Source organism: Arthrobacter sp. HS15c (assembly GCF_040812005.1).
Classification (GTDB): domain Bacteria; phylum Actinomycetota; class Actinomycetes; order Actinomycetales; family Micrococcaceae; genus Arthrobacter.
The window spans coordinates 164,391-183,843 of sequence record NZ_JBFOHM010000006.1 but is presented as its reverse complement, the minus strand read 5'-3'; the positions used below and the strand labels follow the sequence as shown (position 1 = coordinate 183,843).

At 66.1% G+C, this 19,453-nt stretch carries 22 protein-coding genes; 8 read left to right on the top strand and 14 right to left on the bottom strand.

Features of this window, described 5'->3' with window-relative positions; all coding sequences use genetic code 11:
• Positions 1-55: 55 nt before the first annotated feature.
• A complete protein-coding gene (locus ABV518_RS11755; protein WP_367767263.1) occupies positions 56-265 on the bottom strand; it encodes a hypothetical protein in 210 nt (69 codons plus the stop codon).
• A gap of 117 nt (positions 266-382) precedes the next feature.
• Positions 383-607 (bottom strand): hypothetical protein, encoded by a 225-nt coding sequence (locus tag ABV518_RS11750; protein ID WP_367767262.1) that lies wholly within the window; start codon positions 605-607, stop codon positions 383-385.
• Between the two features lie 81 nt (positions 608-688).
• On the opposite strand from ABV518_RS11750, the gene ABV518_RS11745 reads away from it, so the two are divergent.
• Genes ABV518_RS11745 through ABV518_RS11730 form a run of 4 tightly spaced genes read left to right on the top strand, consistent with a single transcriptional unit; the run spans position 689 to position 3,039 of the window.
• The gene (locus ABV518_RS11745; protein WP_367767261.1) at positions 689-1,186 is read left to right on the top strand and encodes a MarR family winged helix-turn-helix transcriptional regulator; all 498 of its coding nucleotides are present in this window, start codon (positions 689-691) and stop codon (positions 1,184-1,186) included.
• A gap of 29 nt (positions 1,187-1,215) precedes the next feature.
• Positions 1,216-1,779, top strand: a complete 564-nt coding sequence (locus ABV518_RS11740; RefSeq protein ID WP_367767260.1) for an SSI family serine proteinase inhibitor — start codon at positions 1,216-1,218, stop codon at positions 1,777-1,779.
• Complete coding sequence (locus ABV518_RS11735) at positions 1,736-2,689, top strand: 3-methyladenine DNA glycosylase (RefSeq protein WP_367767259.1); 954 nt, start codon at positions 1,736-1,738, stop codon at positions 2,687-2,689. Before ABV518_RS11740 ends, ABV518_RS11735 begins: the two co-directional genes overlap by 44 nt.
• Positions 2,686-3,039 carry a serine protease inhibitor gene (locus tag ABV518_RS11730; protein WP_367767258.1) on the top strand — a complete coding sequence of 118 codons (354 nt, stop codon included), beginning with the start codon at positions 2,686-2,688 and terminating at the stop codon, positions 3,037-3,039. Before ABV518_RS11735 ends, ABV518_RS11730 begins: the two co-directional genes overlap by 4 nt.
• Positions 3,040-3,136: 97 nt before the next feature.
• On the opposite strand, the gene ABV518_RS11725 is transcribed toward ABV518_RS11730, so the two are convergent.
• The 3 genes from ABV518_RS11725 to ABV518_RS11715 form a co-directional block, all read right to left on the bottom strand.
• On the bottom strand, positions 3,137-6,238 hold the full coding sequence (locus tag ABV518_RS11725) for a S8 family serine peptidase (RefSeq protein ID WP_367767257.1): 3,102 nt from the start codon (positions 6,236-6,238) through the stop codon (positions 3,137-3,139).
• Between the two features lie 329 nt (positions 6,239-6,567).
• On the bottom strand, positions 6,568-9,441 hold the full coding sequence (locus ABV518_RS11720) for an exo-alpha-sialidase (RefSeq protein WP_367767417.1): 2,874 nt from the start codon (positions 9,439-9,441) through the stop codon (positions 6,568-6,570).
• A gap of 308 nt (positions 9,442-9,749) precedes the next feature.
• On the bottom strand, positions 9,750-9,935 hold the full coding sequence (locus tag ABV518_RS11715; protein WP_131133476.1) for a hypothetical protein: 186 nt from the start codon (positions 9,933-9,935) through the stop codon (positions 9,750-9,752).
• 213 nt (positions 9,936-10,148) lie between these two features.
• Between ABV518_RS11715 and purS the strand changes: the two genes are divergently transcribed.
• Genes purS through purL form a run of 3 tightly spaced genes read left to right on the top strand, consistent with a single transcriptional unit; the run spans position 10,149 to position 13,514 of the window.
• Positions 10,149-10,400: a phosphoribosylformylglycinamidine synthase subunit PurS gene (gene purS, locus ABV518_RS11710; protein ID WP_056631212.1), complete on the top strand. Its 252-nt coding sequence runs from the start codon at positions 10,149-10,151 to the stop codon at positions 10,398-10,400.
• Between the two features lies 1 nt (position 10,401).
• Complete coding sequence (gene purQ / locus ABV518_RS11705) at positions 10,402-11,184, top strand: phosphoribosylformylglycinamidine synthase subunit PurQ (protein ID WP_367767256.1); 783 nt, start codon at positions 10,402-10,404, stop codon at positions 11,182-11,184.
• Entirely contained in the window at positions 11,181-13,514 is a 2,334-nt protein-coding gene (gene purL, locus ABV518_RS11700) for a phosphoribosylformylglycinamidine synthase subunit PurL (protein WP_367767255.1), read from the top strand. The genes purQ and purL overlap by 4 nt, the downstream gene beginning before the upstream one ends.
• Positions 13,515-13,600: 86 nt before the next feature.
• Here purL and ABV518_RS11695 read toward each other — a convergent pair whose 3' ends face one another.
• The 5 genes from ABV518_RS11695 to ABV518_RS11675 are packed head-to-tail and all read right to left on the bottom strand — an operon-like array spanning position 13,601 to position 15,849.
• Positions 13,601-13,894 (bottom strand): DUF503 domain-containing protein, encoded by a 294-nt coding sequence (locus ABV518_RS11695; RefSeq protein ID WP_367767254.1) that lies wholly within the window; start codon positions 13,892-13,894, stop codon positions 13,601-13,603.
• Positions 13,894-14,211: a putative quinol monooxygenase gene (locus tag ABV518_RS11690; protein ID WP_367767253.1), complete on the bottom strand. Its 318-nt coding sequence runs from the start codon at positions 14,209-14,211 to the stop codon at positions 13,894-13,896. The genes ABV518_RS11695 and ABV518_RS11690 overlap by 1 nt, the downstream gene beginning before the upstream one ends.
• 36 nt (positions 14,212-14,247) lie before the next feature.
• On the bottom strand, positions 14,248-14,874 hold the full coding sequence (locus tag ABV518_RS11685) for a hypothetical protein (protein WP_367767252.1): 627 nt from the start codon (positions 14,872-14,874) through the stop codon (positions 14,248-14,250).
• A gap of 14 nt (positions 14,875-14,888) precedes the next feature.
• Positions 14,889-15,437, bottom strand: a complete 549-nt coding sequence (locus tag ABV518_RS11680) for a DUF1990 family protein (RefSeq protein ID WP_367767251.1) — start codon at positions 15,435-15,437, stop codon at positions 14,889-14,891.
• Positions 15,430-15,849: an MmcQ/YjbR family DNA-binding protein gene (locus tag ABV518_RS11675; RefSeq protein WP_367767250.1), complete on the bottom strand. Its 420-nt coding sequence runs from the start codon at positions 15,847-15,849 to the stop codon at positions 15,430-15,432. Before ABV518_RS11675 ends, ABV518_RS11680 begins: the two co-directional genes overlap by 8 nt.
• 45 nt (positions 15,850-15,894) lie before the next feature.
• Here ABV518_RS11675 and ABV518_RS11670 point away from each other — a divergent pair, with 45 nt between their 5' ends.
• A complete protein-coding gene (locus tag ABV518_RS11670; protein ID WP_367767249.1) occupies positions 15,895-16,923 on the top strand; it encodes an isopenicillin N synthase family dioxygenase in 1,029 nt (342 codons plus the stop codon).
• 12 nt (positions 16,924-16,935) lie between these two features.
• Here the strand turns inward: ABV518_RS11670 and ABV518_RS11665 are convergent, their stop codons facing one another.
• The 4 genes from ABV518_RS11665 to ABV518_RS11650 all read right to left on the bottom strand — a co-directional run bounded on the left by ABV518_RS11665 (position 16,936) and on the right by ABV518_RS11650 (position 19,424).
• Complete coding sequence (locus ABV518_RS11665) at positions 16,936-17,361, bottom strand: CoA-binding protein (protein ID WP_367767248.1); 426 nt, start codon at positions 17,359-17,361, stop codon at positions 16,936-16,938.
• Positions 17,362-17,394: 33 nt separating this feature from the next.
• Positions 17,395-18,216: a hypothetical protein gene (locus ABV518_RS11660; RefSeq protein WP_367767247.1), complete on the bottom strand. Its 822-nt coding sequence runs from the start codon at positions 18,214-18,216 to the stop codon at positions 17,395-17,397.
• Entirely contained in the window at positions 18,213-18,764 is a 552-nt protein-coding gene (locus tag ABV518_RS11655; protein ID WP_367767246.1) for an RNA polymerase sigma factor, read from the bottom strand. Before ABV518_RS11655 ends, ABV518_RS11660 begins: the two co-directional genes overlap by 4 nt.
• 321 nt (positions 18,765-19,085) lie before the next feature.
• On the bottom strand, positions 19,086-19,424 hold the full coding sequence (locus ABV518_RS11650) for a YegP family protein (RefSeq protein ID WP_367767245.1): 339 nt from the start codon (positions 19,422-19,424) through the stop codon (positions 19,086-19,088).
• Positions 19,425-19,453 lie beyond the last annotated feature (29 nt).

The window sequence follows — 19,453 nt, the reverse complement described above, 5'->3', positions numbered from 1 at the left end:
GAGCCGCCCCGCACAGAACGTGCGGAGCGGCTCCTCTGTTTAATATCCGTACGGCTCATTTATTCATGTCTTCACGCCGGACAGCGTAGTGGTGTCCTTCTGAATCCGTTTCCACTTCGAAGTGCGAAAGATCCTCATCGGAGGCCTGCTCAAACGCATCGTGTTTGTGAACTACCGGCGCGTCCGAGTCCAGGCGGGTCGCCGGCCCAAAGACGAAACGGAGCCGGTCAGTCACGTTCATAAAGCGGGTGAGTGCATGTGCCATATTCTCCACCCCCTTCCCACATCCCGGGCGAAAGTCCACTGTCCCTCACCTGGAGGGCAGTGCCCTTATTTTACGCCCGGAGGGACAAAAAGGCCCCGGGACAGGGGCGGCCAGTGTTCAGCGCAGGGACTTGTCGTCCGGGTTCTTGGGGACAACATAGGTGCTGCCATCAGGGCGTTGCAACGTCTCCCACTGCTGGCTCTCCGCCTCACGCTGGGCCAGGAGCCTGCGGTTCTCTTCGGTCATGTCATGCACCAGGGAGCTGCGGTTGGCGGGGCCGAAGATGGCCCGGAGCTTGCCGGTTGCCCGCATGAATCGCTGTGACGCGTTGTCCTTGACCACTGAGGTGACTCCTTCGACAGAACCCTGATTGTCAGTCCAGTGTACGCTAATAATTAGTGCACTAACTATTGGAGGGTAGTGATGACCACCAGCGTGACCCCGGCATCGCCCGCACAGGACGACCTGCTCCTGGAACACCAGCTCTGCTTCGCCCTGACTGTGGCGTCCAGGAGTGTGGTGGGCGCCTACAAACCGGTCCTGGAAAAGCTGGGGCTGACCCACCCTCAGTACCTGGTGATGCTGTGCCTGTGGGAAGAGAGCCCCCGCACCGTACGGAATATCAGCGAGGCACTCGCCCAGGAGCCCGCCACCATCTCCCCGCTCCTCCGGCGCCTTGAAGCAGCGGGACTTCTGACGCGGCGCCGGGTGGACGGAAATGAACGGGCCCTCGCCGTGGAACTCACTCCGGCGGGTGTGGAACTTCGGCAACAGGCGCTGGCGGTCCCCGGCACCATGATGGAGCGCCTGGGCCTGACCCGGGACCAGGTGGCCGGGCTGCATGGCGCCATGATGGGACTGATCGCCGCGACCGGCGGGGCCACAGGCTCCGGAGCTGGGCACCAGCAGACCCGGCAGTAGAATGGGAGCAATCCGAGGAGGCCGGGCGCGTGCGTAAATTGCTGATCCAGGTGTTGGCCGTGGCAGTGTCAGCAGGCCTGATGTCGGCCTGTTCGGCAGGAACGGGATCCGGCCAGCCCACATCGTCCGGACCTTCCGCCACTTCATCGGGCCCGTCCACGCAGTCGGCCGCACCCGCCCCCGACACCGAAACATCGGTCCCGGCGCCCGCACCGTCAGCGCCGTCCGGACTCCCGGCCGGCCCTGGCGCAGGTAACGCGGAACTGTCCATCATGGTCAAGCCTTCCGACACCGAACCGGCGGTCAACTACACGCTCGTGTGCCAGGGCGGCGTGCCGTCGGCGGAAAGCAAGCACCCGGCGGCGGACGCGGCCTGCGCGGCCCTTAAGGACAACCCGTCAGTCCTGAGCCCGTCCACGAAAAACACCGCCCAGGCGTGCACCGAACAATACGGCGGGCCGCAGGAGGCAACCGTCACCGGGATAGTGGATGAGACACCGGTGGATGTCACCTTCGCCCGGACCAACGGCTGCGAAATCAGTGCCTGGAATGCCGCCCAGACCATCCTGGGTTCCAGCGGTGGAGCAGCTTAACCTGCCGGCGGCCGACGACTGCAGGGCGCGCGAAGCCGCGCATGTCCAGCGCGTCCGCCGTTACGCCGACCCCTACCTGGCCCGCCGCTCCGCAGGCCGCAAGCACCCCGTTGAGGACTTCCTCTTCACCTACTACACCCAAAAACCAGGCCAGCTGCTGCGCTGGCACCCGGGAGCCGGCGTCGTACTGACCGGCGAACAGGCCACCGCCCGCAGCGGCTGGAAGCACTACAGAACGCTCGACGACGGCGAGCTCGCCTCCCTTGGGCTGCCGGCGGGAACCGGGGCGGTCACCTTTGACCGCCGCGCCTTCCTGGCCGACCGCCGTGAAGCCGTCACCTTCGCCGAAATCATCCTGCGCGGAACAGCGGCCCGTCCCGCCCAGTTCGGCTGCTTCGGGCTGCACGAATGGGCCATGGTGTACCGCCAGGACAAGTTCGACCTGCGCCACGAGTACCTGCAGCTGAGGCTGGGCCCGGCCGGGACGGACAAGGTGGTGGAGGAGAACCGGATCCGGTGCTCGCACTTCGACGCGTTCCGGTTCTATACACCGGATGCCATCCCGCGCAATGAAATGGCACCCAGCCGGGAGAACCAGCGTGACATGGAACAGCCGGGCTGCCTCCACGCCAACATGGACCTCTATAAGTGGGCCTACAAACTGCTGCCCGCGCTGCCCAGCGAACTGGTGATGGACTGCTTTGAGCTTTCCTGGCGGATCAGGGCCATGGATATGCAGGCCTCACCATATGACCTTGCGGAGTGGGGCTACCCTGCCATCAGGATCGAAAACCCGGACGGCAAGGCCACCTACGTTGAGCACCAGCGTGCCTTCGCGGCCGAGGCCGCCGAGCTCCGTGAACGGCTGGCAAGGGAGCTGGCCCCGCTGCACTCGGAGAGTCCGGCATGAACGAACTCGACCTGACCATCAGGCTTCGGGAGGACACGGCTGCCCCCGAGCACGAGTTCCGGCTGGTCGCCCGGGACGGCCAGGTCGCGGGTGGCTGCACGCTGCCTGATCCGGTAGCCGCGCTGGCGGCCGTTGAACGCTTCGGGAAGGACATCTTCTTTCCCCAGCCGGGGCCCCCGAAGCTGTGCACGCAGCAATACGGCGGGCCGCAGGTTGCAGTGGTGTCCGGGTCGATCAATGGCCGCCCGGTCAACGTGACCTTCCGGCGCACCGATGGCTGCGAGATTGCCCGCTGGCGCGCCATGGCGCCGTTGTTCGGCGGGACCCACGGTTCCCGGGGCGAGACATAGCCCCTTCCGCTGGGCCGCCGGGCGGCAGCCCTGCCCACACAGCAGGACGCCGCCGGCTCCAAGGTAACCGGCGGCGTCCTGGTCTACTGCTGGTGGACTAGAGATCCATGTTGCGGTTGCCCGAGAATTCCGGGACTTCCTGCTTCTTCTTTTCCTTCGTGGCCTTGTCCTTCTTGTCCGCAGCAGCCGGGTCGCCGGCTGTTTCGTCATCCGGGACCACCACCGCGCCACCCGGGGTGACCGCCACCGAGACGAAGGTGGGCACGCTTGAGCCGGCGAACGTCACCCGGCCGATGTAGGAGCCTGCAGCGAGGTCCTTCCACTGGAGCTTCACGGTCCCCGTTTGGCCGTTCCCGAGCCGCAGCGGGTTGGGGGTCACGGTCGCATTTCCGACGTTGGCCCCCAGCACGGCGGCGTCCACGGAGGCCTTGGTCGGCTGCCCGTTCGGACTTGCGTAGAGGTTCACGAAGATCGTGTACACCCCTGCAGCCGGGTTGGGAACCGAAATCGATTCGCTGGCCGAGGCCGTCTGGGCGAGGAGTGCCTGTCCCGCCGGGTTGAAGACCACCATGTCAAAGTCGGCCGCTTCATCCGAGGAGTACACGGAAAACTTGGCCAATGGCGATCCTGCCGGAACCGTGACTTCCTTGGCGAAGTTGGACCCGTCGGTTTCCAGCGCCAGCGGCCCGGGAACCAGTTCAATGGCCGAGGAGTCAGCCTTGGACAGCCCGTCCAGGGTGATCTTCACGGGGGCGTTGGTGCCGGAGACCACCGGGATGTCACCCTGGCCCGTGCCGCCTGCCGAGGTGAACGCCAGGTTTGCCGGGGCCACCACCGACTGCGGGCGCACGGCCACGGGGGACGCCACGTTCTTGCCGGCACCCTGCCAGACCAGGCTGCCCATGGCGAACTGCCCCAGGGCCGCGCTGGTGTTTTCGAACTTAACCTTGAAGGTGCGCTTCTCGCCGGCGGCGCTGAAGCTGAGGATCGACGGCGTCACAGTCACTTTGATGCCCGGAACGTCCGCCTTGGCCCGGTAAACACCCGGCGTCAAAGCAGTGACCGTCCGGGTGACCTCGGTCTTGCCCGTGAGTGCACCCAGCGCGAACGAGGCGACGTTCATGTCCCGCGGCGCGGTGCTCCCGAGGCCGGGGATGCCCAGGTCAAGGCCCGTGCCCTGGATGAACTTCAAATAGTCATCCTCGGTGTTGTCGTAGACCAGTCCGGGATCGAGGACCCTGGCAACGTCCACCTGGCCGGCACCGGTGGCGAAGACGTCGCCGTTGCGGGTGCCGTCGGCGTTCTTGACCTCACCGGCCGTGGTCATCATGGCCGACTTGACGGTAGCCGGGGACCACGTGGGGTTCTTGGTAAGAATCAGCGCACCGAAGCCCGCGACGTGGGGTGCGGCCATCGATGTTCCGGACATCATGCCGAACTGGTCACCGCCCGAGCCGATGGGAGACACGCCTGCAAGCACGGCAACACCGGGCGCAGCCACATCAGGCTTGAGCAGGTCCGAGCCGGTAGCAAGCAGCGGGCCGCGGGACGAGAACCCGGCAATCTGCGGCTGCGGCGCCACTGGAAGACCGGTGGTGTCCTTGTTCACCAATGCAACCTTGATGGCGGGGTTGGCCGTGATCTTGTCCTTGATCTGCTGCGTGGCCGGCGGGTTCACATGGACTGTCGGGACTGAGTGTCGGTCCAGGTCCTCGGAGGACGTGGCCAGGTTCACCAGGATCATCCCGATGCCACCGGCCCGCTTCACTTCGGCGCTCTTGGCCACCCGGTCAACCACTCCGCGGTCGCACACAACGATCTTGCCTGCCACCTTGGCGGGGTCGAGTGCGTTGGGGGCACACAGTTCAGGCTTTGCTGTGCCGGCTGCCGCGGCGGCCGCAGCGAGAACCACATTGCTCGCGGGGACAGGAGCGGCCATCAGGCTGGCCCCGCGGAACTTGCTGCCGTCCTCGAATTCGACGGTTCCCTGCAGTTCGGTGGAGAAGGAACTGGCAGCCACGGTGGTCAGCCAGGGCGCGCCGTGGTTGACGGTGCTCGCGGTGGGTCCCGAGTTTCCGGCGGATGCGGCAACGAAGATACCCGCCGAGGCCGCGGACAGGAAGGCCAGCGACACCGGATCGGTGGTGGTGGAGGTACTGCCGGAGATGGAGTAGTTCAGGACGTCCACGCCATCGAGGATGGCCTGGTTGATGGCCGCCACGGAGGCCGAGCTGTAGCAGCCGCCGGTGTCCGGGTTGTCATCCTCCCAGCAGACTTTATAGACAGCGAGCTTGGCCGCCGGCGCCACGCCGCTGGTGATGCCCATGTCAGTGGCGCCAAGGTTGGCATGGACGTTGGCGTTGCCTGCCGCCGTGCTGGCCGTGTGGGTGCCGTGGCTCCCGACGTCGACCGGGGAGATCACTTCTTCGGGCGCGCGGTTCTGGGGCGCCACGTATTTCAGGAAGTCGTCGGCAAAGTAGCGTGCACTCAGCACCTTGGAGTTGCAGTCATCCCCCTTAAAGGCCGCCCCGGATCCCTGGCCTTTCTGGCACTCGCCGAGGAACGTGTCGCCGTCGGATTTAAGCATGGCGATCTTGCCGTCCGCGGTGCGGTACGGGACGCCAACCTGGGCCTCGCCGCTGAGCGGCTGGACATCGCTGCCGGCAAAGAAGGGGTTCGACGGCGTGTATCCGGAGTCGATGACACCCACCACAACGCCCTTGCCGGCATTGTCCTGGCCGCCGAAGGCGGTGTTCCAGAGTCCGTTCGCTCCGCTGAGTTTGAGGAAGTCCGTGGTGGAGTAGTCCGGAGCGTTCTCCGTATCCGGGGCCACCATCAGCACGGCAGGATCCTTGGCGAGCTTCACGGCCTGCTCAGCGGTGAGGTCGGCCGAGAAGCCGTTGATGGCGGCCGTGTATTTGCGCTTGATCTGGATGCTTTCCGCACCGGCAACGGAGTTCTGTTTTTCCTCGAGGTGCGCCTGGTACTGCTGGACTTCGGGGCGTTCCGCGTCGAGCTTCCGGCCGTTTTGGGGTTTCGTCGCTGCCAGCCCGGGCGTTCCGCCGTCGTACGTGGCTGCTGGCTTCTCGGCAAGGACCACGATGTAGCGGCCTGTCGGGTAATCGGCGGGGTTGACGGTCCTGGGGGTTACTACGGTGTTTGGTTCGACGGGCACCGCGGTAGCGGGGCTCAACGCCATTGAAGTGAGGAGAAGCGGCAAACCCACGGCCAACGCCGTCGCTTTCCGGAGCCCCCCGCCCCGGACGGGGCTCTTTCCAGTTGATTTCACGAGCGACTACACCTTTCACGAGGCACGGGTCCGGCACGTGACCGGCCCGTGGCAGCTAGAAGACGGCAACCGTAATTACAGATCTTGTAATACAGGGAGACCAGCCGATTCAAACAGTACAGACTGATAGACGAATATGACATAAGCCACAGAGACTTTCTTAAATCTGTCAATCCGGCTGTCATGACAGCGGCCCGGCGGTGTCCGCCGGGCCGCCGCCATGAATGCGTCAGGTGCTGTTAGCCCCGGTCACCCTTGGGTGTGACCTGAAGCCTGTCGAAGGAAACCTGCCGGCCGTCTGTGTCCAGGACCACCACGTCGTCGCGGCCGTTCTGCGCGTCGGACGGCAAGATGAATTCCACAGTGTTCGCCGTGGTGGGGAAGATCCATCCGATCCGGTAGGCCATTTTGTTGAGGTAGACGTAGTACCACTGGCCGTAAGCGAGACCCTCCAGGGTTACCTTCTGGCCGTTGCGGTATTTGTCCGCAGTGCCCAGGTCAAAGGGGGCCGTTTGGCCGTCGAGGTCCTGGACCGCCAGGGCAGGCTCACCCTCCGGCTGCGCGGGCTGGACCGTCAGCACCAGCGGGTCACTTTCAACACGCACGCTGACCTCTTTGGAGCCGTTGCGTGCCGTCGCCGCGAAGGTGGCGCCGCCCAGACTTCCCGCAGTGACGTCAGCGGCAGTCAGCACATGGACACGCGTGGCCGTCGCGGTGCCGCCAACGGCCAGCGCGGATTCCGTGATTCCAGCGTCCGAGGCGTCCAGCCCCGACAGCGCCACATTTCCCGCGTTGCCCAGGGTGTAGGTGTACGTGACGGGATCACCCGCACTGGCAAAGCGGTCACCGTCGGCGTCTTCCCACTGGGCGGAAACGGTACCCTCAAGCTTCGGCTCGCGGACTTTGAGGTCCACTTCGCCGCCGTCCACCTGGTAGCTCCTGGTGCTCTGGCCTGCTGAGCTGACTTCCCAGTTGGTGGCCGGAACGAAGAAGCCTTGTTCAACTTCTTCGGCGGTCACCGTGTGGCGCGGAGTGGTGCACTGGTAACTCTGGCCCGCCGGCAGTGTGCCGTACCGGCAGTTGCCGGGGCCTTCCGGGACAAAGGGGGTGAAGTTGCCCGCGGTGGGGACCACTTTTTCAACCAGCGGGCCCGTGTTCTTCACCGTGAACGTGTACGGGACGGGCTCGCCTGCCGCGTACGGCTGGGCTGATAGGTCACGCCCGGCGTCGGCACGCGCCCCGCCGATGTCGGCCGCCACAAGGCCGTCGCGCAAGGCGACCGCGGCGCCGGTGAACGGAACCGCTTTGGTGAGCGACGGCGTCGCGCTGGCTGTGATGCTGAAGCCCGCCTCGGGCACGAAATAGCCGCGTTCAACGTCCGCTGACGTGATGACGTGCTTGGCGGTGGTGCAGTTGTAGCTGGCTCCGGCGGCGAGGTTGTTGAACCGGCAGTTCGGGGCCGACGGCGGGAGGAAGCCGGAGTCGAAGGTCCCGGAAACAGGCACGGCGTTGGCCGTGACGTTCGCGGTGCTCTTCACGGTGAATGAATAGCTGAGGACTTCGCCCACCTGGTACGGGCTGGCGACGACATCGCGTGCCGGCGCACTCCCCGTGACGATCAGCCCCACCTGCGGGGCCGCCGGCACGGTGGCGGTGAAAGTGAACTGCGATACCCGGCCATCCGCCGTCGTGTATGCCGCGTTGAGGTTCTGCGGCCCACTGGCGTTCGCCGGAGCCGTCAGGGCAACGTTGACGGTGACTGAGGCGCCGGGGGCGACGTCGGGAACCGGCACCGTGGCGGCGGACCAGCCGCCAGGGGTATAAACGGTGGCGGTGGCGCCGGAGAGCGTGGCGGTTTCCTGGTTGGTGACTGTCACGGCGACCTGCGAGGTGGCACCGGGAGCCGTGGTAACGGCGGGGACGGACAGCGGGGCGCAGGCGTAGTTCAGCCAGGCGTCGTCGAACTTCGCGAACGGCATATTGTCCGTGTAGTTGCCCTCGTAGAGCACTCCGAATTTGCCGTCGTCCAGGCGGGTCACGGTGGAGTAGGCGGAGAAGCCGGACCGGATGGTGCGCACGCCCGGCCAGGTGGCGCCGTCGTCGCAGGAGACCCGGGCGGAGACGTTTTCGCGGCCGGTCTTGGAGTTTGCGTTGGTGAAGATCAGCTTCCTGGCTTCCGCTGACCCCTGTGCCGCGTTGGGGAACATCCGTGCAATGGCGCCGTTGTTGGCGGGATCGGGCAGTTCGGTGTCCTGCGTGACCGGGCCGTAGGTAGCGCCGCCGTCGGTGGAGATGGCCACCTTGCGGTAGCCCTGGTTGGCGTTGTCGCGGGAGTTCAGGAGGACGCGGCCGTCGGAGAGTTCAACGGTTTTGTTCTCGTCCATCCGGTCGCCGGCGTTGGCGCCCTTCTGCCACGTGGCACCGTGGTCATCGGAGTAAACGCTGTACGCCTGGATCCTGTTGGTGCCATCGGCCTGTCGGACATCGCCGGCGTACTGCTGGACCAGGCGTCCTGCGTGGGGACCGTACCTGAGCTGGATGCCTTCGCCGGAGGACGCGAAGTTGGACCGCACATCGCCGGGAGCGGGGCTGGTTTTGCTGGTGCCGGGCTTGGTGACGTTGGTGATCAGCCGTGGCTGGCTCCAGGTGAGGCCGCCGTCGGAGGACTCGATGACAGCTGAGGAGATCACGGTGCGGTCGGCATCGTCGTTGCCGAACTGGCTGCCGCCAAAGCCCTGGTCCTTGGAGTACACAAAGAACGCGAAGACTTTGCCGGCTTCGGCGTCGTGGATGTAGGACGGGTCGCTGTATCCGTACTTCGGGCTGGTGGCGTCACCCGGGTGGCCTGCGGCGATGACCTGCACGGGACCCCAGGTCTGCCCGCCGTCGGTGCTGCGGCGCTGAACGATCGAGTTGGGGTTCGGCGCGTCGGCGGAACTGCCCGGGCGGCCGTCCCAGGCGGCCAGCACCACTCCGTTCCCGAGGTAGGTGAGCGCCGGGATCCGGTAGAAGAAGTTGCTGGCCGTCCGGTCAGCCGCAAGGTTTGCCTCCGTGAAGGAGCCGGGACCCGCCGTCGGGCTGTTGGAGGGAATGGGGGCCGCCTGGGCGGCCATCCCCGGACCGGCCAGCAAGGCGAGGGCGACGATGCCCGCTCCTGCTGTCCGTCCCAGGGATCGATGTCTGCTGCGTTGGGTGATGAGTGGCAAGTTGAGTGTCCTTTCACTGCGCCGGCTGGCGGCGATGCGGGATGAGTCGTTTAGTGGACGGTGGAACCATAGGTTCTACATGCCACATACGACGTCCTACCACCGTAGGGTGTGAAAGGTCACAGGGGAAGGTTCTTTTGCAGGAGATGTTTCCGGGGGCACAAAAAAGCGGCCCCCTCAGGGGCCGCTTGAGCAACGTCACGCGAGGTTGGCGCCTACTGGCGTGGAGTCCGGACTACATCACTGATCCACTGCCGGGTCTTTTCATCGACGGGACCTGCCACGCGGGTTTCCCGGGCAGCCCGGTCCGCTTTGATCTTCTGCAGGACCATGCGGCCCAGCCCGGCGAAAACGGCAACGGCTACCACGGGCAACAGCACGGATTTCGATTTCTCAGCCATTCCGCAATCCTAGTGACGGTGTGCGCGCAGGGCCAGAGCCGCCGTCGTTCCGCCGAATAGAGAGTGCGGCCCCATGCCCGGTAGAATGGGCTAGCAAGCTCGCGGAGCGCCCGTCCACACTGTTCAAGAAGCACCCCTCAACACAGCGGAACGGCGTGAGACGGCACCACTCCGCTGCGCCCTTACCCAATGCTCACGCACAGGAGTTGCCGGATGCCCCGGATCGTTGTTGACGTCATGCCCAAGCCCGAGATTCTGGACCCGCAGGGGAAGGCCATCGTGGGTGCACTCCCCCGTTTGGGCTTCACCAGCTTTAGCTCTGTCCGCCAGGGCAAGCGCTTTGAACTGACCGTCGACGGCGAGGTGACCGACGCAATCCTGGCCCAGGCCCGTGAGGCAGCCGAGACCCTGCTGTCAAACCCCGTGATTGAAGACGTCGTCAACGTCGAGGTCGTCGAGGCCTGAGATGACTGAACTTCCCTTGATCGGCGAGGCAATCGCCGTCGCCGCTGAGCCGCGCCTCGCGGGCGCGAAGATCGGCGTGGTCACCTTCCCCGGCACGCTTGATGACCGCGACGCCGCCCGCGCCGTTCGGCTGGCCGGCGGCACCGCAGTGCCGCTCTGGCACGCCGACACCAGCCTCGGTGACGTGGACGCCGTCGTGATTCCCGGCGGATTCTCCTACGGCGACTACCTGCGCGCCGGTGCCATTGCGCGCTTCGCCCCGCTGATGTCCGAGATCATTAAGGCAGCAACGGGCGCCGCGTCCTCGAATCCTTTGCCCGTGCTGGGTATCTGCAACGGCTTCCAGATCCTGACCGAGTCGCACCTGCTGCCCGGGTCCATGATCAAGAACGACCACCTGAAGTTCATGTGCCGCGACCAGGTCCTGCGGGTTGAAAACAGCAACACCGCCTGGACCCTGGACTACGAGGCAGGCCAGGAAATCACCGTGCCGCTGAAGAACCAGGATGGCCAGTACATCGCTGACGAGAAGGTCCTGGACGCGCTCGAAGCCGAAGGCCGCGTGGTATTCCGCTACGTGGGCTTCAACCCGAACGGCTCGCGCCGCGACATCGCCGGCATCTCCAACGCCGCCGGCAACGTGGTGGGACTTATGCCGCACCCGGAGCACGCCGTTGAGGCCGGCTTCGGACCCCAGTCACTGGACGGCCTCGGCAGCTCAGACACCGACGGCCTGGGATTCTTCACCTCCGTATTGAACAAGATTGTGGGAGGCAGCAAATGACCGAGATCAATTCGGTGGTCGAGCCTGTCGAGACCGCCAAGAAGTTCAACATCGACACCGTCGAGAACGCCGCCAAGACGCCGGACACCGAGCTCCCCTGGGCCGAACTGGGCCTGAAGCAGAACGAGTTCGACGAGGTCGTTAAGGTCCTGGGCCGCCGCCCCACCGGCGCCGAGCTGGCCATGTACTCCGTTATGTGGAGCGAGCACTGCTCCTACAAGTCCTCAAAGAACCACCTGCGCCAGTTCGGCGACAAGGTGACCGACGAGATGAAAAAGGACATGCTGGTGGGCATCGGCGAAAACGCCGGCGTCACCAACCTGGGCGACGGCTGGGCCGTGACGTTCAAGATCGAGTCCCACAACTCGCCGTCGTTCGTGGAGCCCTACCAGGGTGCCGCCACCGGCATCGGCGGCATTGTCCGCGACATCATCTCCATGGGCGCCCGCCCGGTGGCCGTGATGGACCCCCTGCGCTTCGGCGCCATCGACCACCCGGACACCGCCCGCGTCATGCACGGTGCCGTTGCCGGCATCGGCGGCTACGGAAACTCCCTGGGCCTGCCCAACATCGGCGGCGAAATGGTGTTCGATTCCGTCTACCAGGGCAACCCGCTGGTTAACGCACTGGCTGTCGGCGTTATGCGCCACGAGGACATCCGCCTCGCCAACGCCTCCGGCAAGGGCAACAAAGTGGTCCTGTTCGGGGCACGCACCGGCGGCGACGGCATCGGCGGCGCCTCGGTGCTTGCCTCCGAGTCCTTCGACGACACCAAGCCGTCCAAGCGCCCCGCCGTCCAGGTGGGCGACCCCTTCGCCGAGAAGGTCCTGATCGAGTGCTGCCTTGAGCTGTTCAAGGGTTCCCTCGTTGAAGGCATCCAGGACCTCGGCGCCGCGGGCATCTCCTGCGCCACGTCCGAGCTCGCCTCCAACGGCGACGGCGGCATGGAGGTCGAGCTGACCTCCGTCCTGCTCCGCGACCCCACCCTGACCCCGGGCGAAATCCTGATGTCGGAGTCGCAGGAACGCATGATGGCCGTGGTTACCCCCGAGAACATCGCCGCCTTCGAAGCTGTGATGGACAAGTGGGCTGTGGAGTACTCCTGGCTGGGCGAAGTGACCGACACAGGCCGCCTGATCATCACTTGGGACGGCGTCGTCATTGTCGACGTCGACCCGCGCACTGTGGCCCACGACGGTCCGGTCTACGACCGCCCGTACGCACGCCCCGAGTGGCAGGATTCGGTCCAGGCCGATTCCTTCACCGGATCAGTCCAGGACGCTGGCCGTCCCTCCGCCCCCGCGGAGCTGGCAGCCGCGGTCACCGAACTCGTGGCCTCGCCGAACATGTGCAGCAAGGACTGGATCACCAACCAGTACGACCGCTACGTCGGCGGCAACACGGCTTTGGCGTTCCCGGACGACGCGGGCGTGGTCCGCGTGGACGAGGAAACCGGCCTGGGCGTTGCCCTGGCCACCGACGCCAACGGCCGCTACACCTACCTTGACCCGTACCACGGCGCACAGCTGGCGCTGGCCGAGGCCTACCGCAACGTGGCCACCTCCGGCGCCGTGCCGATGGCCGTCAGCGACTGCCTGAACTTCGGTTCCCCCGAGGACCCGGACGTTATGTGGCAGCTCGCCGAGGCCATCCGCGGCCTGTCCGACGCCTGCATGGTGCTGGGCATCCCGGTCACCGGCGGCAACGTGTCGCTGTACAACCAGACGGGCACCACCCCGATCCACCCCTCCCCCGTGGTGGCGGTTCTGGGCAAGCTCGACGACGTCGCCCGCCGCACGCCGTCGGGCTGGAAGGAAGATGGCCAGGCCATCTACCTGCTGGGTACGACGGCGGCCGAGCTGGACGGTTCCGAATGGGCCAACATGCGCGGCCACCTCGGTGGACTCCCGCCGAAGGTCGACCTCGCCGCCGAGCGCGCGCTGGGTGAGATCCTGATCAACGCATCCCGCGACGGCATGGTGGACTCCGCGCACGACCTCTCCGAAGGCGGCCTCGCCGCAGCCCTCGTTGAGTCGGCACTGCGCTACGGCGTCGGCGCCCGGATCGCCCTGCAGGACGTCCTGGACCGCGATGGCGTTGACCTGTTCACGGCGCTGTTCTCCGAGACCCAGGGCCGCGCGATTGTGGGCGTGCCCCGTTCCGAGGAAGTCCGCTTCACGGACATGTGCACCGCCCGCGGGTTCGCCCACGTCCGGATCGGCGTGGTGGATGCGGACAGCAACCAGCTGGAGATCAACGGCGTGGACACCCTGTCCCTCGACGCCCTCCGCGAAGCCCACGAGGCAACCCTGCCGAAGTACTTCGGCTGACCTACAACCCTATTGAGCCTGTCGGGACCGGAATTAACCGGTTTCGGCAGGCTCAATTGCGTTAAAGGGGCTGGGCGCGAACCGGGTTAGTCCTCGCTGTGGAGATCCCGCTGCCGTGAACTGAGCAGCTCAAGCTCGGGCCGGGCGGCCACAAAGCGTTCGACGGCGGTAAGCACCTCCACGAGGTGCGCCCGGTCGGCTGCCACCAGGCCGGCGCCCAGCTGTGAGCGCCGGTACTGGTCATGGTCCCCCACCTCGGCGACGGACACGTCGAAGCGCCGCTTGAGCTCCGCCAGCAGCGGCCTGATGATGGAGCGTTTCTCCTTCAGGCTCTGGACGTCGCCCAGGAGGATGTCGAATTCAATCCAGCCGATCCACATCAGATGGTGAGTTCGCCCATCCGGTCCCAGCCGTCGCCGTCGAGCTGGCGGCTGACGATCCGGGGTGTTTCGGCCAGAGCCTGGGGCATGTCCGCCATGGCCTGCTTGAAGTGGCTGCTGTTGACGTGGTCCCCGGCGGCGTCGTCCTTGAAGGCCTCCACCAGCACAAACTCGTTGGGGTCATCCACACTGCGGGACCAGTCGAACCACAGGTTGCCGGGTTCCGCCCGTGTGGCCGTGGTGAATTCTTCAACCAGGCCGAGCCAGCGCCCGGACCAGTCGGGCTTGACCTTGAATTTAACCACGATGAAGATCATGGGTTTTTCCTTCCTTTGAGGGGTGGTGGATCTGTGTCAGCCGGCAGCCAGGGCGAGCTCACACGCTTCGATGGCTTCCCGGGCGTGTTGCTGCTGGGCGGGTGTTCCGGTCCGCTCGGCCCACTGTTCGGCCAGCTGGAACTCCACGAGCGCCTCGGTGAAGCGGCCGGCGCCGTGCAGGGCCCAGCCCAGGTTGTTGTGCAGCGCCACCATCCAGCGCCGTGTGTGCGGATCGTGGGCGGTGGACGCGTATTCGAGGGCACTCTTGGTCCAGAGCTCGGCATGGGCGGAGTCGGCGATCGCGAGCATATGCAGCGCATCCACGGCGAGGTACTCCTCGCCCAGGTGGTCGCCGAGCTCCGCAGCCTGCTCAAACAGGGGCACCGCCATGGCGGCGTGGCCGCTGGAATTCAGGACGCGCCCGCGCTCCAGCAGGATCCGCACCCCGACGGTGGGTTCCTCCTCCCCGTCCACCGAGTCCAACAGCTCATCTGCCTCCTCGTAGCGTCCCTGCAGGCCGATGGCCCGTCCCAGCTGGGTGGCCAGTTCGGCCTTTTCGTCGGCGTCGTAGGCCGGATCGGCAAGGGCGTCCCTGAAGCGCTGCTCGGACAGCTCGGGATCCTTTTGCTTCCATAGTCGGTCAAGGGTCTCTTGGTCCAGCATGTACCTTCTCCTGATCAGCTTTCACCTGCGGCGAGTTGGTGTGCCCCTTCAATGTATCGGGAAGTGACGTGCCTCTGCGCCGCCCTGGCAACCAGGCCGCCAGCCTGGTAGAACCAGTTGGCGTGCCGGCTGAAGGCGGTGATCTTCAGGAACACCCGCCCCTGGGCGTCGATCTCAACCTCGAACGCCTCCTCGCCGCGCTCCGGATGCCCGGGCAGGGTTCCGTAGCCAAACCCCGCCGACTGCGGGCCCTCCCCCGGCACCGGCCGCCGGACCCACACCACCTCGCAGGGAGCGTTAATACGGAAAGGCCCGACGCCGAATCCGCTCACCACGCGGGCGCCGGGGACAACGACGTCGGACTCGGTGCGGACGCGCAGTCCGGAGCGGCGCTGCAGCTCCCAGGCGAGGATTCCTTGCGCCACCCGGCGGTAGAGGGCAGGTCCTTCGCCGAGGTACGTCTGTGTCACGAGGCAGGGATACCCCTCTGGCGGGCGGCCGTGCTCGGTGGAGCCGATGCCCGGGTAGTTGAGTTCCCCGGCAGCCAGCCGCTTTTCAGTCAACGGCTGCCCCCTGGGAGCCGGACAGCCGGGCCCATCCCAGCTGCTCCTGCTGCTTTCGGCTCAGGGTCGACACCACCAGGTCGTAGGAATCCTCCACCATGTCCCGGACCATCGAGTCGGGGAGGGCGCCGTCCAGCCGCACGCCGTTCCAGTGGGTCTTGTTCATGTGCCACGCGCCGGTGATTTCCGGATGGGCGGCGCGGAGCTGCTCGGCCAGGGCGGGCTCGCACTTCAGGCTCACGGACCAGTCGTCCGGGTCCATCGCCGTCGCCGCAAACATCTTGGCCTCGTGCCGGGCGCCGCCGGCAACATGCGCCCGGACCTTAAACACCGAGGTTTCGGGTCCGAAGGGAAAATCCTCGAAGGAACCGGGAAACGACAGGCAGATTTCGCGGAGTTCAGCTTGGTCCATCCAGTGAGCCTACAAAGCGGCAGCCGCCGGTGCTAGTCTGCGAGCATGTCACATGACCAGGCGACCATACCTGTTCTGGACCTGGGCACAACTCGGCTTCCCTACGGTCCCTTTAGTCCGGAATTCATTGAAGAGTTGCGAAACGCCACCCACAACGTGGGCTTCTTCCAGCTCACCGGCTACGGCGCCGCGCCGGGCCAGGCCGAGGACCTTTTGGCCGTCATCAAGCGCTTTTTCGATCTGCCGCTTGAGGAACGGATGAAGCTCGATAACCGGCTTTCACCGCATTTCCGCGGCTACACCCGGATGGGCACAGAGGTCACCCAGGGCCGGGCGGATGCCCGGGAACAGATTGACTATTCCCCCGAGCGCGACCCCGTCCCGGATTATCCGGCGGACCAGCCGTACTGGCTGCTCCAGGGACACAACCAGTGGCCGGACGAAGCACTGCCGGAGCTGAAGCAGGCCGCCATGGGCTGGGCCGACCTGATGTCCGCGGTAGGCATGGAACTGATGCGCGCCATCGCCGTCTCGCTGCAGCTGCCCGAGGAATATTTCGACGATCCGTTCCGTGACACACCGGCCTGGATGGGCAAACTGGTGCACTATGTGGGCGGCGTGGTGGAAGCGGCCGGTGACCAGGGCGTGGGCTCGCACGCCGACTACGGGTTCGTTACCCTTCTGCTGCAGGACGGCGTCGGCGGCCTGGAGGTCCTCCCGCCCGGTGCCACCGAATGGGCCCCCGTCGAACCCATCCCGGGCGCGCTGGTGGTGAACCTGGGCGAAATGCTCGAGGTTGCCACCGAAGGCTACCTCGCCGCGACGATCCACCGCGTGCAGGCGCCGCCGCCCGGCGTCGACCGTTACTCCGTGCCGTTCTTCTGGTCGCCGCGGCTGGACGCCGTGATTGACCCCGTGCCCCTGCCGCCAGAGCTGAGGGCAAATGCCCGCGGAATCTCGGATGATCCTTCCAACCCGATGCTCGCATCATTCGGCATGAACATGCTCAAGGGGCGGATGCGGGCCCACCCGGACGTGACCGAGCGGCACTACCCGGACCTGATCAAAACCTGAACGCGCGGAGGGTCAGAGGTTGTACTTCCACGCCTGCTGGGCGGGGCAGACGTTCATCACCACATCGAGGCCGGCTGCCTTGGCACGCTCCACCGCAGCTTCGTCGATGACGCCGAGCTGCAGCCATACAGCCTTGGCACCTGCCGCAATGGCCTGGTCCACCACCGCGCCAACCCTGTGCGAATTCACAAAGCAGTCGACGACGTCGATCGGCTGCTTTTCGGGCGGAATGTCACCAACGGTGCTGTAGCCGGGTTCGCCGTGCACGGGATCGCCGGGGAGGTTGACGGGGATGATCTCCATGCCGAGCCGGTCCCGGATAAACAGCGACGTATCGTAGGCCGCACGCCACTCATTGGTGGTCAGGCCCACGATGGCCCACCGCCCTTTGGTTCGCATCAGGCGCTCAATGACTGCAGGATCGTTAGTGTGCCCCATGAGGCAAGCCTACGGGCTGCGGGCGGTAGGCGGTTAGCGGCTGAACTTCTTGAGCCACTTGGCGCCGGGGTCTGCTTTCTTGTTGGTCCCGGACTTGCCGGACCCGTTGCCGGCTTCCTTGGACGCAGCACTTCCGGGCACGACGCCGGCCAGCAGCTTTTCCGTTTTCTCCAGCGTCTGCCGCACAGGCTCAGGGGCCCGCTCCACTTCCTGCGACGGGGAGCTTTCCGGGAGCTTTCCCTGTTCCTTGGCTTGCTTTACACCGCCGGACGCCCCCGGCGAACCGGATCCTGCCTGGGCGTCAGCGCCGCCGTCGCCCGGTTTTTCCTTAGCAGCATCGTCCGCGGTGGCGTCGGGCGCCGCGGGCTGGCCCGGCACTTCCTGAGCCACGTACTGCTGCTGACCGTCCGCCGGACCGGCGTCCCGCCCTGCACCTGGTTCCGCCGGGGCGGGTTCCGGGACCGTTCTGATGGCCGGAGCGGCAGCGGGCAGCCCGGACACGTCCCACGACGGAGCCCAGTCTTCGAGCAGGTGCTGCACCGAAAGGCTGGTCTTCCCCGCCGCACCGGACCCGGTGGCGGCGACCCCGGTGACGCCGAGGCCCATCCCCGCTACGACGGCAAGGCCCACGATGGCGGACCGGTTCCGGTGCCGGCGCTGCCTGCGCCGGCGGGTCAGCTCGTCCGGCCGGGAGGCCAGCAGGGCGGCAAGCTGTGCATTGGGGGACGGCACCGGCAAGGAAGCCAGGCTGCCCAGCGACAGAAGCGCAGCACGCAGTTCGGTGTCCTGCTCCTGGCCCGCATCGAGCAGCATCGACTCCACGGTGTCCGTCAAACGGCTGGCTTGAGGAGTCATGGCGCCACATATTCCTTCACTGAGGTTTCCTCGCGGAGTCTGTTTAAAGCCCGCCGCTGGAGCTGCTTCACGGCGCCCGGGCTCTTCCCCATGACCGCGGCAACCTGGTCCACGGTGAGGCCGCCGATAATGCGCAGGGTCAGTACTTCCTTCTGTTCGTCCAGTAGCCCCTGGAGCAGGCCCAGGACCTCCGACGGCGAGACCCTCGCAAGGGCTTCGGCTTCGGCGGATGATTCCTCGCGCAGGTCCAGCTCGGCGTCGAACGGGAGCTTCGCGGGCGTGCGGCTTTGCCGGCGGTGGTCGTCCACCATCCGGGCGTGGGCCACCGAGAAGATAAAAGTGCGCAGGCCCTGCATGCCGCCCGTGACGGTCTCCAGCCGCGGCAGGACCGCGAGGAAAACATCTTGCATAACAGCCTCCGGATCTTCAACACCGCGGGCTGTGAGATAGCCCAGGACCTGTGACGCATAACTTCGGTACACGAGGCTGAAGAGTTCCGGATCGCCGGCACCAGCCCGCAATACATCGTCAGTCAGCGCATCGGTCACGGACGTAGGGCCTTCGGTGGAGGGGACTTGGCTTGCTCAGTCTAGGGCCAGTGACGCTTCCGCGGAATGCCCTTGCCCACTAATTCTACCCTGCGGGTAACCACGCCACCCTGCCCGCCGGCGCCCGTTTCGGGTGCCGGATATGTGCCACTCCTGTGTCCTGCCGAAGCAAAAAAGAGCCGGGCTGGAACATGATGGGGGACAGGTTCCAGCCCGGCGCTTTCATAGGGGTAATCGCCCGGGGCGCTCGAAGGGTTACGCCCCGACCAAAAGACTTTTTTGGAGGCGAGTGACGAGGGCTGGATCCTCCGATTCTGGACCTTAGGCTGCCCCGGTCCAGCGCGGCGATGGGACCTGCCGGCGGGGCGCCTTGGCATTGGCGAACGAGTGCACCCTCGTGGCAGGGACCCGCTGGTCATCACACGCCGGCTGGACCTTGGCGGGGGCCACAACGGGCGCAGGCGCACTGACGCTGGCGGCGGTGCAGAGATCGGTGACCAGCCCTGTTCCGGCGCACTCACGCACCGCGGCGATACCGGCGGCGATAGCGGACTTGTCCTCATAGGCTTCGGACACGGCCATCACCGTGCCGTCCGGCGCCGTGAGGCGGAACCTGAATCGCGAATCGGAGTCCAAGAAAACTTCAAACTTCCCGGCCATGGCAAATCCTTCCGGTCTGTGGGTCCTGT